The organism is Thiohalomonas denitrificans (assembly GCF_016841685.1).
Taxonomy (GTDB): domain Bacteria; phylum Pseudomonadota; class Gammaproteobacteria; order Thiohalomonadales; family Thiohalomonadaceae; genus Thiohalomonas; species Thiohalomonas denitrificans_A.
Genome location: NZ_JAENYR010000050.1, coordinates 1 through 15,061, shown reverse-complemented (window position 1 = coordinate 15,061; position 15,061 = coordinate 1). Strand labels below are relative to the sequence as shown.

The 15,061-nt window shown below is 61.1% G+C and carries 15 protein-coding genes; 5 read left to right on the top strand and 10 right to left on the bottom strand.

Translation table 11 applies throughout. From position 1 onward, the window contains the following. Positions 1 to 72: 72 nt before the first annotated feature. The gene (locus Q7L05_RS11480; RefSeq protein WP_303906463.1) at positions 73 to 1,143 is read left to right on the top strand and encodes a polysaccharide deacetylase family protein; all 1,071 of its coding nucleotides are present in this window, start codon (positions 73 to 75) and stop codon (positions 1,141 to 1,143) included. On the opposite strand, the gene Q7L05_RS11475 is transcribed toward Q7L05_RS11480, so the two are convergent. The 10 genes from Q7L05_RS11475 to dsrO form a co-directional block, all read right to left on the bottom strand. Continuing rightward, a complete protein-coding gene (locus tag Q7L05_RS11475; protein WP_303906460.1) occupies positions 1,094 to 2,029 on the bottom strand; it encodes a glucosaminidase domain-containing protein in 936 nt (311 codons plus the stop codon). The two genes, Q7L05_RS11480 and Q7L05_RS11475, sit on opposite strands and share 50 nt — an antisense overlap. 239 nt (positions 2,030 to 2,268) lie before the next feature. After that, on the bottom strand, positions 2,269 to 2,670 hold the full coding sequence (locus Q7L05_RS11470; RefSeq protein WP_303906457.1) for a hypothetical protein: 402 nt from the start codon (positions 2,668 to 2,670) through the stop codon (positions 2,269 to 2,271). Positions 2,671 to 2,680: 10 nt separating this feature from the next. Further along, positions 2,681 to 3,757: a 4Fe-4S dicluster domain-containing protein gene (locus tag Q7L05_RS11465; RefSeq protein ID WP_303906454.1), complete on the bottom strand. Its 1,077-nt coding sequence runs from the start codon at positions 3,755 to 3,757 to the stop codon at positions 2,681 to 2,683. 5 nt (positions 3,758 to 3,762) lie between these two features. Continuing rightward, a complete protein-coding gene (locus Q7L05_RS11460) occupies positions 3,763 to 4,170 on the bottom strand; it encodes a hypothetical protein (protein WP_303906451.1) in 408 nt (135 codons plus the stop codon). Between the two features lie 23 nt (positions 4,171 to 4,193). Beyond that, complete coding sequence (locus Q7L05_RS11455) at positions 4,194 to 4,889, bottom strand: hypothetical protein (RefSeq protein WP_303906448.1); 696 nt, start codon at positions 4,887 to 4,889, stop codon at positions 4,194 to 4,196. Further along, positions 4,889 to 5,287 (bottom strand): DUF309 domain-containing protein, encoded by a 399-nt coding sequence (locus Q7L05_RS11450; RefSeq protein ID WP_303906446.1) that lies wholly within the window; start codon positions 5,285 to 5,287, stop codon positions 4,889 to 4,891. The genes Q7L05_RS11455 and Q7L05_RS11450 overlap by 1 nt, the downstream gene beginning before the upstream one ends. Beyond that, positions 5,284 to 6,003 carry a TorD/DmsD family molecular chaperone gene (locus tag Q7L05_RS11445; protein WP_303906444.1) on the bottom strand — a complete coding sequence of 240 codons (720 nt, stop codon included), beginning with the start codon at positions 6,001 to 6,003 and terminating at the stop codon, positions 5,284 to 5,286. Before Q7L05_RS11445 ends, Q7L05_RS11450 begins: the two co-directional genes overlap by 4 nt. Positions 6,004 to 6,055: 52 nt before the next feature. Beyond that, positions 6,056 to 8,689, bottom strand: coding sequence for a molybdopterin-dependent oxidoreductase (locus Q7L05_RS11440; RefSeq protein ID WP_303906441.1), 2,634 nt, complete (start codon positions 8,687 to 8,689; stop codon positions 6,056 to 6,058). Between the two features lie 28 nt (positions 8,690 to 8,717). Beyond that, complete coding sequence (nrfD, locus tag Q7L05_RS11435; protein ID WP_303906439.1) at positions 8,718 to 9,575, bottom strand: NrfD/PsrC family molybdoenzyme membrane anchor subunit; 858 nt, start codon at positions 9,573 to 9,575, stop codon at positions 8,718 to 8,720. 12 nt (positions 9,576 to 9,587) lie between these two features. Continuing rightward, on the bottom strand, positions 9,588 to 10,298 hold the full coding sequence (gene dsrO, locus Q7L05_RS11430; RefSeq protein ID WP_303906436.1) for a sulfate reduction electron transfer complex DsrMKJOP subunit DsrO: 711 nt from the start codon (positions 10,296 to 10,298) through the stop codon (positions 9,588 to 9,590). Between the two features lie 575 nt (positions 10,299 to 10,873). Here dsrO and Q7L05_RS11425 point away from each other — a divergent pair. Genes Q7L05_RS11425 through Q7L05_RS11410 form a run of 4 tightly spaced genes read left to right on the top strand, consistent with a single transcriptional unit; the run spans position 10,874 to position 14,936 of the window. Then, a complete protein-coding gene (locus Q7L05_RS11425; RefSeq protein WP_303906432.1) occupies positions 10,874 to 11,743 on the top strand; it encodes a substrate-binding domain-containing protein in 870 nt (289 codons plus the stop codon). Then, a complete protein-coding gene (locus Q7L05_RS11420) occupies positions 11,733 to 13,172 on the top strand; it encodes a sensor histidine kinase (protein WP_303906430.1) in 1,440 nt (479 codons plus the stop codon). Before Q7L05_RS11425 ends, Q7L05_RS11420 begins: the two co-directional genes overlap by 11 nt. Beyond that, the gene (locus Q7L05_RS11415; protein ID WP_303906427.1) at positions 13,169 to 14,491 is read left to right on the top strand and encodes a sigma-54-dependent transcriptional regulator; all 1,323 of its coding nucleotides are present in this window, start codon (positions 13,169 to 13,171) and stop codon (positions 14,489 to 14,491) included. The genes Q7L05_RS11420 and Q7L05_RS11415 overlap by 4 nt, the downstream gene beginning before the upstream one ends. 55 nt (positions 14,492 to 14,546) lie before the next feature. Beyond that, on the top strand, positions 14,547 to 14,936 hold the full coding sequence (locus Q7L05_RS11410) for a winged helix-turn-helix domain-containing protein (protein ID WP_303906424.1): 390 nt from the start codon (positions 14,547 to 14,549) through the stop codon (positions 14,934 to 14,936). Positions 14,937 to 15,061: the final 125 nt, after the last annotated feature.

Sequence of the window (15,061 nt, the reverse complement as noted above, 5' to 3'; positions counted from 1 at the left end):
TGACCCCTGCCACCTGCAAACCCGGTTGTGTTCCCCTTTGAAGGGGCTTCGCGCCCCTGTATACTAGGAGCCATGCGAATTCTTGTCGGTCTGCTGCTGGGCACCATCCTCTCCGCCGGCAATGTCGGCGCCGAATCGCCGGGGCATGCCGTCGCCTTCATGTACCACCGCGTCGATGATTCCCGCTATCCCTCGACCAACGTCCGTCAGGAAGATTTCGGGGCGCAGTTGGACTACCTCGCGCGAGAGGGGTTTCGGATCTGGCCGCTGGAACGCATCGTCCATCACCTGAAGACGGGAATGCCGACCCCCGAACGTACGATAGCGATCACCTTCGACGACGCCTATTACAGTGTCTACGAAAACGCCTGGCCACAGCTACGGGAGCGGGACTGGCCGTTCACGGTGTTCGTCAGCACCCACGTGGTGGACCGGGGCCTGTCCGGCATCATGGATTGGGAGCAGATGCGCGAGATGCAGTCTGCCGGCGTGAGATTCGCCAATCACAGCACCTCCCATGATCATCTGCTCGCCCGCAGGCCCGGTGAGACCGCGACCACCTGGAGCAAGCGAGTGAAAAAGGATATTCTCGCGGCCGAGGCACGGCTGCGGGAGGAGTTGGGCGAGGCAGTCAATCCGGGACGTTTGTTCGCCTATCCGTTCGGAGAGTACAGTTCGGCCCTCGCCGACCTCGTCCAGGACCTCGGCTACGTCGGATTTGGCCAGCACTCGGGGGCCATGGGCCCGTTATCGGACCTTCGTGCGCTGCCCCGCTATCCCATCAACGAGAACTTTTCGGACCTGGATGAGTTTGCCATCAAGGCAAACAGCCTTCCGCTACCGGTGATTTCATTCACCCCCCGGGACCCCCTGGTGGAGAGCAACAATCCGCCCCGACTGAGCATCACGCTGGCTCCGGATGGCATCGATCCGGAACGGCTGGCCTGCTATGGCGGCTACCAGGGGCGCCTTGCACTGGAGTGGGTAGAGCGGGACGAGCGCCGATTTTCCGTGCAGGCCCCCGAGCCATTCGATCCGGGCCGGGCACGCTACAACTGCACGGCGCCCTCCGCTGACGGGAACTGGTACTGGTTCAGTCAACCCTGGGTGATTCCGCCAATCGCAACCGACCCAGATCACTGAGCCTGTTATAATCGATCATGGCGCGGATCTCGGCCACATAGTCGAGGCCGCGTTCCGAATAGCGCAGCAAGCCCTCGGCCAATGCCAGCGGCTCCAGGGGCCGCCCCGCCTCTCGCAGCTCCGCACGGATCCCGCGCAGCTCCCGGTAGGCGCTCCCTGTATTGAGATTCTTTAGATAAGCCCGTACCGAACTGCGCAAATCCGGAAATACACGCACGTAGTGATCGGCACCGGCCATGCGACGCAACGGCACCATTCCCTGATCCGCGTTCCAGGTCCACTCGCCAAACAGGTTGTTGCCCTCGCGCGCGAACCGGGAAGTACCCCAGGCACTCTCGTTGGCCGCCTGCGCCAGCATCAGCCCGGGAGGGATCACATCCACACGCTTCAACAATCGGCGCTCGAACAGTGGGTCGGCGACGTCCATCTCGACGCCGTAGTCTCTGGCGAGTGCCGTCAGCTGCTGCCACTGCTCGCTGCCCGAAGGCGGCGCACCGTTTTCAAACCCCTCGCGAACGGCCTGTCGCAGGTGCCGAACCCGCTCATTCTCCGCCAATACCACTGGAAGCATTATCCGGAAGAACAGGCTCTTTTTACGCTCGGCCTGCAAACGGCTTACGTCCGAGGGAATCCTGGCCACCAGCAGTGGCGGAACCGTGATCTCCGGCGGCCAGAAGTAGTCGTGGCGACTGAAGATGGATTCGAGCGTATCGGCATCCGAAGCCGTTACGACTACCAAGGGGATCTCGAAACGGGCGGAGCGATCGCCCGGGATGACCACGAACCAATCCAGCAATCCGGCGACCAGAAGAGGCAGGACAACGGCGACCGTAGACAGCAGGGGCAACGGCAGCCGGGCGTCGAATTCGGAGGTTTGATGAGGCATTTACAACGACAGAACATGAAAAATTGCAGGTGCCCAGTCTAAGGTCTCCGGGAATATTTCGCCATTGGTAAAGTCGCCCGCACGAGTGATGAGAATGGTACGCCAGGTTGCCTGAACGACAGCAGTAATCGTTGTCCACGTGACACTGGCCGGCTTCGGAAACCGGAGCGGCTCGGGATTCCGTCTAAAAACGAATTTTGGAAATCGGGATCCCGATCAAGGGTAGTGGGCCACTAGCCTTAAGCAGGCGATGAGTCGACAACGACACCGGCATGCTGTCGGGCAGCCATTTCAACCGCCTCGTGAGTGGGCATTCCGTTCTCCACACCATCCATGATCAGCCGCTGCAAAATGGCGCCGAGCATGGTGATATTGTCCCGCATGTGTTCCTTGATTGCCTGCAGAATATGTATCTCAAACGGGGCATCGTCGTCGATGGTGACGGCGAAGTCAGCGAATTCCCGGCCCGTGGCCATCCAATAGCAAAGGTCGTAGATCAGGTCGAAACTCTGCTGCAAGGAGGCCTCGTTATCGCCGACCAGGTTTATTCTTACCTCTTCTTTCAGGCCCTTGCGAAATTCAGCAAGCCCGTAATCCACTCCGCCCTTGACTACGTCCTCAGGTGTAAATTCCCACTGCATGTCTCTCTCCTTAGCCGAAAATGGCTTCAAAACTGTCTTCGTCATCCGAACAGACCGGGCAGGTATCCTCCTCCAGTCCGATAAAAAAGCGCCCGCAGCTCTCGCAAAGGAACCGCCGCAGGGAGTGTAATTCTACCGGCGCACCCGTTGCGGGCTGCCAATGATGATGTAGAGTCAGCGCATCGGCCCCACACGCCTCGACACAGACACCGCACCCCAGGCACTGTCCGATCCTGAATTGCAGTTCCCAGCGGGTATCTCCTTCAAAAATCTTCAGTGCGCCGCTGGGGCAAACCCGGGCGCAGGACTCACAGCCAGTACATCTCCCCGCTCGGGCATCGACCCTGCCGACTCCCAATAGAAGAGCGATTCGAGTCGATTCGGGAAAGGCATCAAACCGTCCCAGTACCGCCTCGGCCAGTCGGCGCCGCGCTGGAACGAAGTGCGCCGCGGCGCGGATGGCGAATGCGGGAACCTCCAACTCGACGTCCTGATCGCGTGAACTCTGAACGGCACGATTGGCCCAGCGGCGAAACAGTTGCCGGCGTTCCGCCTGGTGCGCACGTCCGGCGGCTTCGGTCGCCACGAGCGGTGCGCTCCAGGGCAGCCCCTGATCGGATGCCGCGTTGCCCAACTCGTCGAGTGCATCGGCAAGTCCCTCCACCCGCTCCCCGCCGGCGGGAGCGTTGGCGCAAGTCTCACAGTGTCCCGCGCCCCTCAAGGTTATCGCGATGTCGCGCTGGGCCAGAGTGGCGAGCAGCGCAAGGTCCAGGTCGCCCAGACAGGGAACCCGCACCTCCCCCCTCAGTCCGGATGGGGCACAGACGACGCTCAGCGATGACGCCTCCGGCTTTACCAATGCAGCTAACGGAAGCCGGGCCGGTTCGAACACCGCTGTGGGACAGGTGGTACCACACAGGCCGCAGCCGCTGCAGCGCGTCGCATCAAGCGTCACACCCTCCTCATCGGGCGTTAGCGCGCCGGGGGGACAGCCGTCGGCACAGCGGCTGCAGTGGCTGTAGCGAAAACGGTAACGCACGCAGCGCTGAATGCGGATCTCGGGAAGAGTTTCCATCGCAATGGCCATAACCGCTATTTCTTCTGGTCGGAGAATGTATGCAGCGCCGGGCCCGGCTGGCAGGTATCCGTCGGAATGGTATAGGTACCCGGCATCGCACCACTCCCGACATTCGGCAGGAGGTCGGGCCGTATGACCCGCAGTGTATCGATTCCGCCCTTTACAGCGAACGCCTCAACCGTGCGCAGTCGCGCTTCGACGGCACGCGCCGTCTCTTGTGCGATCTCGTCATCGGAGGCTATCACCAGGACGCGGCCAGTCACCTCATCGAGTTCCGGCCCGAGATCATGCCCATCCGGGATCGGCACACGACTACGTTCGGCCGGTCCGCGCACATCGACCACCGGCCAGCCTGCGGCGCCCTCCAGCTTGGCCAAGGCCTCCGCGTCGACCACCACCTCGGCAACAACAGTCGAGCCCATAGCGATCCACGGCAGAGCGAACATCAACCGGAACACGGAACACCCTCCTCGCCGGCCAGCCGCTCTTCGAGTGCCGAAGTCGTCCCATCCACATCGCACCCCGCCGGTAGTACCAGGCGGCGAGCCTGACCGTAACGCGTCCAGAAGCGCAACTCTTCGACAGCATCGGAACCGCTATCGAGCCAGAATCGCTCACCGGCAATCTCGGCCATCTCGGCGCAAGCGAGCAGATCATCATCCTCCGGCGCCTCCACGGACACCAGCAGCGTCCCGCAGCCCGCCGCGATCATCTGCCCCGCCCACCACTGAGCATCGACATCTGTGGGCGTGCGATCCGCTTGCAAGACTAGCCAACGCGGCACCGGATTGGACACGGCGACGACGTTGAAATCGGCATTGCTGGTAGTGTCCAACGCCCAACTCGACTTGGCCCGGTGCACCGGCAGCCACACGCCGATCCGCTCCCCGCCGTAACGTGCGATGGCCTCAGTGAAAAGGGCGCTGTCGTACAACGCAGACTCTCCCAGCAGGACCTGTTCGGCTCCTGCGGCCAAGAGGGCTTCGATACGCGGGGCATCCGCCCGGGGCGATACCAAGCAGCACCCGGTCAGCTCACTGTCCGGCTCGCCGGCATCGAACAAGAAACGCCTTTCACCGCACACCTCCCCGCTTTCCGAGCCGGGAGTCTCTATCCAGACCGCCCATTGGTAGCCGTTCATTACATACTCCCGTGGGAAAAACGCAACGCCCGTACACCGGCGACTAGGGGAGGGATGGGGAGCCCCAGACCGGTCACCGGCAGACGCTCGCGAAGCTCAGCCAGTGCGTCAACGATGGGGGTGATCTCAATGCCGGCATACGAGGGCGGGAGGCGCGACAGCACCTCGAGGCCATCTTCAACGAAGATTGCCGCACTCTCGCCGTTCTGCTCTTCAGCGAAGTGAAAGGCGAGCGCGGCAAACGCCAGGCCCTGCAAGAAGCGGGCGAACGGGTCGGCGTCGCCGTCCGGGGACTCCTGCACCGTTCGCGACCAGCGCTCATTGACCCAGTCATGCACACCACGGAAATCACCCGACTGCCACAAGGCCGCCAGCTCATCCCACAACAGCAAACTCATGTAGCCGCTCCCCCGCACTGCATCGGCCGGGTTACCGCATCGGGTTTGGGCGCCCTCAGCCTTGCCCCGTCCTCATCCGCGACGTCCAATCCCAGCACCTCGAGTTCCGCAAGGGTAAAGGCCTCCAGCAGCCGCGCCATTTCGCGGTAGAAGCTGTATTCAGTCGCCCCTTCCACGGTCTGCGCAAAGCCCCTGCTCCAACGCCCCAGGTGTTTCACCCAGAAGCGCTTCACCACCTTATCGAGGCGACGGGCATCCTTTACATCACCGGCGGAAAGGGCTTCGGCCTGTCGTTCCAGCAAGGCGGCGATGAACTGCATCTCCACCGACAGGTGGTCCTCGAAGGTTGCGAAGCGGCCGGATTGCACCGCAAATCCCTCGGCGGCATAGGCATCACGGGTCTCGTTGACCGCGCTCTGGCGATAGCCGCCCTGCAGCCGGACCGACTCCACCGGCGGAAAACCACCGGGCGCGATAAACAGCATGGTGTATTCAGCGGCCAGTTCCTCCGCCAGCACCTCCTCGTCGCGGCCCAGAAAATCGGCGTCGAAATCGACACCGAGCTCGGCAAGATCGGCCAGACAATGTTCGCCACGCAGTTCACGCAAGAAACCGCTCTGTGGCTCTTCGGCAAATGCACCCGCCAGTAGCCGGTACCAGTGGGCGCGGCTACGCAGGGCTTCGACCGTATCCGCTCGCTGCATTGTCTCAGTCATGGATTACCTCTTTCAAAAGCGCGGCCCCGAAAACGGGGCCGCCATGCCCTACTTAATGACCTGAAGGTTTTTTGGGCCCGACACTGTCCGGTCCGGCCCAGTCGGCCATCTCCGGGTGCATCTTGCGGTGTTGATCACCCACATAGGTGAAGCCCATCGTCTTCTTGTACCACTCCATGTGCTTGTCCCAGGAAGATTCCACATCGCCGTAGCGGTCGCCTTCGCGTGCCGGGGTTACTTTCACCACCGTATCGTACCAACCGGCGGAACCACCGATGGGGTCGGCCACAGCGGGGATGATGGCGTTGGGGTGTACCCCCTTGTCGTCCCACCAGACGTTTTTCAGGTCGGAATCTTCCTGAGCACCGAACTCTCCGCCCTTCTCCTTGAGCTTGAGCTGTGCCAGACGGCCGTAGCCCCAGTGGCCGCAGCCGGTGGAGATGCCGATCACCCTGGGATGCTGCCCCTCGGTGACGTAGGCCTTGGTGACCAGGTGCCCCACCGGGCTCTCCACCCGAATCAGGTCCCCGGTCTTCACCCCGATGCGCTTGGCGGTCTCGGTGTTGATGGGTGCCCAGTTACGATGCACGATCTCCGCCAGCCACTTGACGGACGCCGTGCGCGACTGCACATGGACGTTGTACTTGTAGGTGGTGAGGATCATCTCATCTTCCTTGAGATTCTCGTGCCACGGGATGCGCTTGAAGGTGGGCATCGGGTTGAAGCCGTATTCGGCCCATTCGTCAATACGCACGTTGATCAGTCGGCTGCCGCTCGGGAAACCGACATAGCTCCTGCCGTTCCGCTGCACGCCGATGGCCTTGCCGTTTTTATGGATAGTGCCCTCCTCGTCCACGGTTGCACCCGTCATGTCGGCGCGGGAAAGCTCCTTTTTGTGCAGACCGTACTCGGCCTTGATCTCGCGCCCGGTCTTGTCGCTGACCTTGCCGGTAGCCGGGTTGAGTTTTCCGTAGATGGGCCAGACGCCCTCTTTCTTCAACCAATCGAGGCCGCCCGCCTCCTTCAGCCCCGGCACATTCTCGAATTGCTGGCGGACATAGTCCTCCGAGCTCTTGAAGTTCCAGTATTTCTTCATGCCGCGGGAGCCGTCCGGATCGAGACGGTGAATGAGTTCCTGCAGGTAGACGCGGTGCTCCTTACCCTCGCCCATCGGTGCGATCACCGGCTGGCGAAGTCCGACCCAGGGCCACAGGGAATTGGGCATCGACTCCGGCTCCCAACGCTCGAGATAGGGCACGTCCGGCAGGATGATATCCGCCGTCTGCGCCTCCTCGCCCATGAAGGGGGTCAGCACCACGCGGAAGGGAATCAGCTCCTCGTTGCGGAACAGTTCGCCCCACACGGCCTCTGCACCCGGATTGGTGTAGACCGGGTTGTCCATGTAATTGATGTAGACACTGACCTTCTGGCGTCCCTCGGCGATCCAGAACGGCACCAGGTGGCTGACGTGGTGCGAGGCGAGCGGGAACTCCGGCGGGTCTCGCAGGATAGAGGCCTTCTTCGGCTGGGGCGGCTCCGGCTGCGGCTGATCGTAGCCCATGCCGCGGGGCAGGCAGTAGCCACCGCGCTTCTCCACGTTGCCGGTCATGATGGAAAGCATCATGCAGGCCTTCTCGTTGTAAGAACCGTAAAGGTGCTTGGCCGGACCGCGATAGGTATAGGTGGTGGCGGGCGAGGCGTGGGCAAACTCGCGGGCAATGCGCTCGATGGTCTCCTCCGGCACACCGGAAAGCTCGGCCGCCCACTGCGGTGTGAACTGTTCGTAGTGCTCCTTCAGTTCACTGAGGCTGACGTTGGTCCAGTCAGTGATGAACTCGGAATCCTGCAGGTCCTCGCGCAGGATGACGTGACCGATGGCCAGCGCCACCGCCCCGTCGGTGCCGGGAAAGACCGGGATCCACTCATCGGAGAAACCAGCGGTGTTGGACAGGCGTACATCAAACGTGACGATCTTGGCGTTGCTGTCCACCCTTCCCTCGGTAATGCGCTGCGAGTAGGGATTGTGGAAGTAGGCCGCCTCCAGGATGTTGGAGCCGAAGTTGAGCACGTACTTGGTGTTGGCGAAGTCCGGGGTCTCGATGTCCGGGCCCCAGGTCGGCTCCATGCCGACCTTCTTCGACGACTCGCAAACCGAGGTATGATTGAGCACAGTGGCCGAACCCAGCGTATTCATGAACCGGCTCAGCACGCCACCGGTGCGATTGCGCCCATACTTCAGCATGATTTCGTTGGGGTCACCATTTTTCAATACATCATCGATCCGTCCGGCGACCTCGTTCAACGCCTCATCCCAACTGATGCGTTTCCACTTGCCCTCACCGCGTTTGCCGACCCGTTTTAGCGGATAGAGGATACGGTCAGGATCGTAGCTGTACCACATCCCGGCATTGCCCTTGGCGCAGAGGCGTCCGCGGGTGGAGACATGGTTCGGATTTCCCTCCAGCTTCACCACCCGACCATCCTCGACGAAAGCGACGGCCCCGTCCTGGATGTTGCAGACGTGGCAGTTGGTGGGGATCGCCTTGCGCTCCTTATAGCTCTCGGGGTTGTAGTCGCGCCCACCGAGATCGGTTTCCATCGCCCTGAGCATCGATGGTGCCGCGAGGGCGGCTGCCGTAGTGCCGCCGGTAACCTTGATGAAATTTCTACGTGTAATTTCCAACATGTTTCTCACTCCTCCGTTGCACCACGGCTCAGTAATAGGTGTGTACGATTTGCGGGCCGATGAGGATGGCGTAACGCAGAGCCATCCCCCCGACCAGCAGCAGACCACCGGCGGCCATGATGCCGATCGGTTGGCGCCCCACCGGAGCGAGCAGCAGGGCGATGGGAGCGGCAAGTCCCACCACCATCCCAAGGCCGATGAAAATGAGCCCCATGGTCCCTGAGGTCATGAACATGAAGGTGACCTCGGAGCCGGATCCACCATAGGCGGTGGTGCCGAGCAACGAAACCAACATGGCCGCCGTAGCCCCGCCGCCCCACAGCATGAAGCTGCGCAACATCGACACCAGTTTTTCCGGTCCCTTGGCCAGAAAGGATGCGACGGCCGCACCGGAGACCAGCGACAGAGAGACGAACAACACCGGCATCAGCGGGGTATTCCAGACTGCCCGGTGCTGATGCACCGTCAGGTCGAAACCGGTGTAGATGGGAAGACCGAAACCCAGCAGGGCACCCGCCACCGCCAGGCGTTTTGCGTTCACCTGTTCGCCCTTTCGAAGAAATACGAAATAGACGACGGAGACCAGGCCGAAGGCGACCAGATTGAGGCTTCCCCATGCGAGTGGCGAATCGAAATTCAGATAGGCCGGATTCACCATATTGAGAAAGCGCATCGGCTGCGAGAGGTCGCCGATGAGCAGCAGCCCACCGAGCACCAGCAGCCCGAAGGAGAGATAGAAGGCCGAGTGCCTCAGGGGCCGGAATTCCTCGCGATACCAGGAGAGCGCGGAGAAGAAAAACAGCGCCACGGAGATACCGATCACGAAGAAATACCAGGCGTAGGGGCTGGGCCAGGCGATGGTGTGAAAAACGCTATAGTCGAGCATGACTGACCCTCCCTAGATCGTATGGTTGCGGTTGAACACGGCACGCTCGTCGTCGAGCGCCTCGCGGGCGTCATAAACGTCCCTGCCATATTCCGTCATATTGCGATCAGCGCCGATGTAGAAGACCTGCGGCTTCGTCCCCTGCTCCGGACGCAAGACCTGGGTGGCATGGCGTGCCACCAGTCGGGAGACCTCGCTGCTGGGGTCGTTGATGTCACCGAACACGCGGGCACGCCCGACGCAGGTCTGCACACAAGCCGGCACCAGACCCTGGACCACCCGGTGATGACAGAAAGTGCACTTGTCTACGACGCTGGTGATGTTGCTGCGTGTACGGTGCTCGGGAAGCATAAAGCGGGCGTTGTAGGGACAAGAGGCCATGCAGGCTTTGCAGCCGATACAGCGGTCGTAGTCTTGCAGCACGAAACCACCATCTTCGACCTTGTAGGTGGCACCCACCGGACAGGAGCGCACGCAAGGCGGATCATCGCAGTGATTGCAAAGGCGCGGCAGAAACTGCTTTTTGACCGTGGGGTATTTACCGACCACCCGGTAGGGCACCCAGGTGCGGAACACCCCTAGCGGAACATCGTATTCGGCCTTGCAGGCGACCATACAGGCATCGCAACCGATGCAGCGGCGCAGGTCGATGACCATGGCGTAGCGCCGGACACCGGGCTTGCCGCGGGTCTCCCGCGCCGAAAGGCGCAGCTCTTCACTCATCCCCTCTCCTCCAGATCTGTTGGTCGGATCGCCCGAAGTCATGAGTGGTAACGGGCGAGAACATTTTGGGGAAACGCAAAAACCGGACCAACAGTCTGGAAGGCCGCGCTACAGCCACCTCTGGGTCGGTGGCTAACACTCTCTCGGCTAAACGGATGAACGAACAGGACGGCGGGCACCGCACGTAGTTACTGATCGGTAACCACACGCACGCAAATGGGGGATCGACTCGTTACCGAACGGTAACGGCCAAAAACCCTGGCCTGAAAGGGTGAATCGATAAGTCGGAACAAAGGGCGAAGAATAGCCGTTACCATTCCGTAACAGCCTGGTCCCCCATAGGCGACTGGCGCGCTTCCTGCAGAGTCACCCCCCTGAATGAACTTCCGAATGCGTTTACACCACAAACAGGGTAAACACATACCTGAGATGTTACGTGCTGGCGGATGCAAGCCTTTTTTCAACATAATGCGGTCGCGCTGACACTACAAAGAACTTTGTTGGGCCGCTTCGGCGAGTCTGATAGATTGGCTGAGCCTCTGCTTAGCTGATTGAGCCATCGGGTTAACGAAAGCATGTATCGACTGAATCGACGCCGGTTTCTCGGCTTACTCATTGCAGGCGGCCTGTTACACACCCGGCTGGTCGGGGCGACCGGCGATCCGATTCGGATCGGCATTACTCCGGTCTTCTTGACCGAGCAGACATCCCTGCTCCGGGAATGGCGCGACTATCTTCAGGAACGCCTCGGTCGTCCGGTACTATTCGTGCAGCGGGATACCTACCGCGAGATCGTGGGCAACCTGCTATCCAGACAACTTGAGTTTGCCTGGATCTGCGGATATCCCTACGTCAATCATCGTAACCAACTGGCGCTTACTGCGACGCCTGTCTATGCGGGTGAACCCCTGTACCGCGCCTATCTTATCGTGCCGGCTCGGGACCTCGACACCCGTAGCATTGGCGATCTGCAGGGCGGGGTTTTCGCCTATGCCGATCCCGACTCCAATTCCGGCTTCCTGGTACCGCGATTCGCCGTGAAAGAGCAAGGCGGCGATCCGAGCCGTTTTTTTCGCAAAACGTTTTTCACCGCCGGTCATCGCAACGCCATCGAGGCGGTCAGTACCGGACTGGCGGACGGGGCCTACGTCGATGGTTACGTATGGAATACCCTGGCGCGGTTTAACCCCGACATTACCGGGCGTACCCGCATCGTGGCCCGTTCCCGTACTTTCGCTTTTCCACCTATTGTTGGCGGCCCGGCTGTTTCGGAAGCATTAAATCAACAGATACAACGGATTTTGGTCGAAATGAGTCAGGACCAAAACGCCCGTCTGCTTCTCGAACGACTCAACCTTGATGGCTTCGCGGTACCCGAAGCCGGTGCGTATGACGCCATTGCCGCGATGGCCCAAAAGGTGGGTGAGGTGCCGCTTGTTCCATGATCTGAGCTTCCGCTACAAAATCCCGCTGCGCGGCACGGTACTGATCCTGATCACCTCATTTGCGGTAACGGGGGCGCTCATCTTTCGCGCTTACGACGATCTCAAGCAGGATCTGATCGCCAATGCCGAGGGATTGGCCCAGGTCATGGCCCACACCCTGGTTCCGGCCATGCTCAAGGACGACGTGTGGAACAGCTATGAGATTATCCGTACGCCATTCAACGCGGATTTGGGCAATCGTCAATCGCTGGGCGCGGAGGCGATTGTCGTGCTTAACAACGACTTCGAGGTTTACGTCGCTTCCAATCCGGAGGCCTTCCCGATGTTGACGCCGATTGCCTCGGCGGGAACCGCCTACGGAAAGTTGCGGCGCCATCTCGAAAACCAGTCCTCCACGGAAACGGAGGTGGTCGATATGGCGGAGACGAATAGCCTCTACGTCGCCTCGCCCATTATCTCGGACCACGTCCAGCTCGGCACTTTGGTGATGAGCTATAAACGGGCGGGGTTTACGCCGCGTTTCGTACGTTTCGCCAGTCGCGCCGGCATCGTCACGATCCTGGTGCTCGGCGCCCTGGTACCGCTCAACTGGTATTGGGGAGCCCGCATGGCTGCGCCACTGATCAAGCTGGCCGGCTGCATGGGGCGGATCGGGCAGGAAAGCCCCTCCCAATTGCAGTGTGATCTCTATAAATCGAAGGACGAAATCGGCCAGGTAGGTGCCCGCTTTCGTGACATGGTGAACGAACTACAGGTCAAGCAGGCGTTAGAGAAACAGGTCATCGCCGCCGAAAGGCTGGCCGCCGTTGGACGCCTAACAGCCTCCATCGGGCACGAGATCAACAATCCGCTCGGCGGCATGCTCAACGCTATCAACACCTACCGCCGTTATGGGCAGCTTGATCCCATGGCAGAAAAGACGGTGTCGCTGCTGGAACGGGGTCTGCTGCAGATCCGTGACACCGTCTCCGCACTGCTGGTAGAGGCAAAACCCACCAGCCGCCATTTCGGCCTTGAAGATGCCGAGGATGTCCGTACCCTGATCACACCGGATATCCAGCGACAGCACGCCTCTCTCGAATGGTGCGCGGATATCGGGACCATCCCGTTGCCGGCCACCCTGATCCGTCAAATATTGATGAACCTGCTACTGAACGCCATCAAGGCGGTTCCCCCACACGGCCGCGTGGGCTGTGATATCCGCATTGAGGCAGGAGCGCTGCGGTTGAGCGTTTACAATAACGGCCAGCCCATTTCCGATGACCGGATGCGCCACCTGTTTGAACCGTTCGTCCACTATCGGCCCGATGGCAACGGCCTCGGTCTCTGGGTCTGTTATCAGATCGTCGATCAGCTCGGCGGCACTATCGATGCCGCCAGTGACCGTGAAAAAACCCATTTCACTGCAAATATTCCGTTACAGACATGAATGCCAAAGCGCCACTAAAGCTCTGTCTGCTGGAGGATGATCCCATCATGGGGGAGTCGCTCTGCGACCGATTCGAACTGGAAGGCTTCCAGTGCGACTGGTACAAAACGGCGCTGGCGGCGCAGCCCCATATCGGCCACGAGGATTACGCAGCCCTCATCAGCGATATCCGGCTACCGGACATGAGCGGTGCCGAGCTGTATACACAGCTCCGGGAGGAGGGCCGAGCCATCCCGCCGACCCTCTTCATCACCGGCTTTGGCAGCATCAGCGATGCGGTCGAACTGCTCAAGCGGGGAGCGGCGGACTACATCACTAAACCCTTCGACCTCGACACGCTGGTGGAAAAGGTCCGCTCGGTCTGTCAGCGACCGATACAGGAGGAGCATCCCGATGAGCCGACTCTCGGGATCTCCGCCGCCATGCGTTCACTGGAGCAGACGCTATGCCGCGTCTCGGAGCACGGCTCCACGGTCCTGATTACCGGCGAGTCCGGGGTCGGAAAGGAGCACGCGGCACGTTTCCTTCATCGCTGCGCGTCGAAGACGGGAAAGAGCCCGTTCATCGCCGTGAACTGCGGCGCCATCCCGGAAGGGCTCATGGAAGCCGAACTGTTTGGCTATGAAAAGGGCGCCTTTTCCGGCGCGATTCGTACCCGCCGGGGCGTGTTCGAACAGGCCGACGGCGGGACGCTGTTTCTGGACGAAATCGGCGACATGCCGCCCAATATGCAGGTGCGTCTGCTGCGCGTCATCCAGGAGCGCCAGGTGGTCCGGGTCGGGGGCGAGACCCCCTTGGCGCTCGATCTGCGGCTCATCTGCGCCACCCACCGTGACCTCAAGCAGATGGTCGCCGAAGGTGCCTTTCGCGAAGATCTCTACTACCGCATCAATGTAGTCCATATGAAGATCCCGCCGTTACGCGAACGACGCGAGGATATTCTCTGGTTTACACGCCTGTTTCTGAATGAGATTGATCCCGAAAACGAGCGCCGTCTACTCCCCTCGGCCGAACAGCGGCTGCTGCAGCAAGTCTGGCCAGGCAACCTGCGAGAGCTTCGGCACAGCATTGAGCGGGCCTGCGTTCTATCCGCCGAGCCCGCTATCAGCGCCGCGGCCTTCGACACCGAAACGGACCGAAATGCTCCGACCCCGGAAGAGAACGATTTGCGCGAGCGCATCTCCCTCTATGAACGCCAACTCATCCTAGAATCCCTGCGCCGCCACGGCTTCCAGATAAACGAAACGGCCGGCGAACTGGGAATCAGCCGCAAGAATCTCTGGGAGAAGATGAAGAAGCTGGGCATCGAGCGGGACTGAAGTTGTCGCCCTATTCCGGCGTGAACTTGCAGCGGAGGGGCGTTATCCTTGCGCGATGACGAAACCGAAACATAAAACCACCACCCGCCCCGCCCCCCGCCTGCGCATCCTGTTCGGCGAAGCCATCGCCATCGGCCCCGGCAAGGCGGAGCTGCTGGAGGCGATCGGGGAGAGCGGCTCCATTTCCGCTGCGGCGCGGGACATGGGTATGTCCTACCGCCGCGCCTGGCTGCTGGTGGACACCATGAATCAGTGCTTTTGCGGGCCCCTCGTGGAGACGGCTATGGGCGGCAAGGGTGGTGGCGGCGCAACGGTGACCGAGCTGGGACGCGAGGTACTGCACCGCTATCGGACCATGGAGCGAATCGCCGCCGAGGCGGTGGCCGATGACATGGCCGCCCTGCAGGGCCTTCTCGCCAAGCGCCCTCCCGACGACCCGCATTGATACCTTGCCCCTTCAGGGCAACCGCATACTTTTCTGGGTAACTGCTCGCCCGGGTGATCACGCACGGCCTGGGAAATCCGTCATCCCCGCGTAGGCGGGGATCCATTTTGAACCATGCTTCTGTC

Coding starts and splice junctions, on each gene's coding strand:
- Q7L05_RS11470 (WP_303906457.1), bottom strand. CDS start 2,670: ATGCAGTGGGAATTTACACCTGAGGACGTAGTCAAGGGCGGAGTGGAT.
- Q7L05_RS11425 (WP_303906432.1), top strand. CDS start 10,874: ATGTATCGACTGAATCGACGCCGGTTTCTCGGCTTACTCATTGCAGGC.
- Q7L05_RS11475 (WP_303906460.1), bottom strand. CDS start 2,029: ATGCCTCATCAAACCTCCGAATTCGACGCCCGGCTGCCGTTGCCCCTG.
- Q7L05_RS11460 (WP_303906451.1), bottom strand. CDS start 4,170: ATGGGCTCGACTGTTGTTGCCGAGGTGGTGGTCGACGCGGAGGCCTTG.
- Q7L05_RS11465 (WP_303906454.1), bottom strand. CDS start 3,757: ATGGCCATTGCGATGGAAACTCTTCCCGAGATCCGCATTCAGCGCTGC.
- Q7L05_RS11410 (WP_303906424.1), top strand. CDS start 14,547: ATGACGAAACCGAAACATAAAACCACCACCCGCCCCGCCCCCCGCCTG.
- Q7L05_RS11480 (WP_303906463.1), top strand. CDS start 73: ATGCGAATTCTTGTCGGTCTGCTGCTGGGCACCATCCTCTCCGCCGGC.
- dsrO (WP_303906436.1), bottom strand. CDS start 10,298: ATGAGTGAAGAGCTGCGCCTTTCGGCGCGGGAGACCCGCGGCAAGCCC.
- Q7L05_RS11415 (WP_303906427.1), top strand. CDS start 13,169: ATGAATGCCAAAGCGCCACTAAAGCTCTGTCTGCTGGAGGATGATCCC.
- Q7L05_RS11445 (WP_303906444.1), bottom strand. CDS start 6,003: ATGACTGAGACAATGCAGCGAGCGGATACGGTCGAAGCCCTGCGTAGC.
- Q7L05_RS11440 (WP_303906441.1), bottom strand. CDS start 8,689: ATGTTGGAAATTACACGTAGAAATTTCATCAAGGTTACCGGCGGCACT.
- Q7L05_RS11450 (WP_303906446.1), bottom strand. CDS start 5,287: ATGAGTTTGCTGTTGTGGGATGAGCTGGCGGCCTTGTGGCAGTCGGGT.
- Q7L05_RS11455 (WP_303906448.1), bottom strand. CDS start 4,889: ATGAACGGCTACCAATGGGCGGTCTGGATAGAGACTCCCGGCTCGGAA.
- nrfD (WP_303906439.1), bottom strand. CDS start 9,575: ATGCTCGACTATAGCGTTTTTCACACCATCGCCTGGCCCAGCCCCTAC.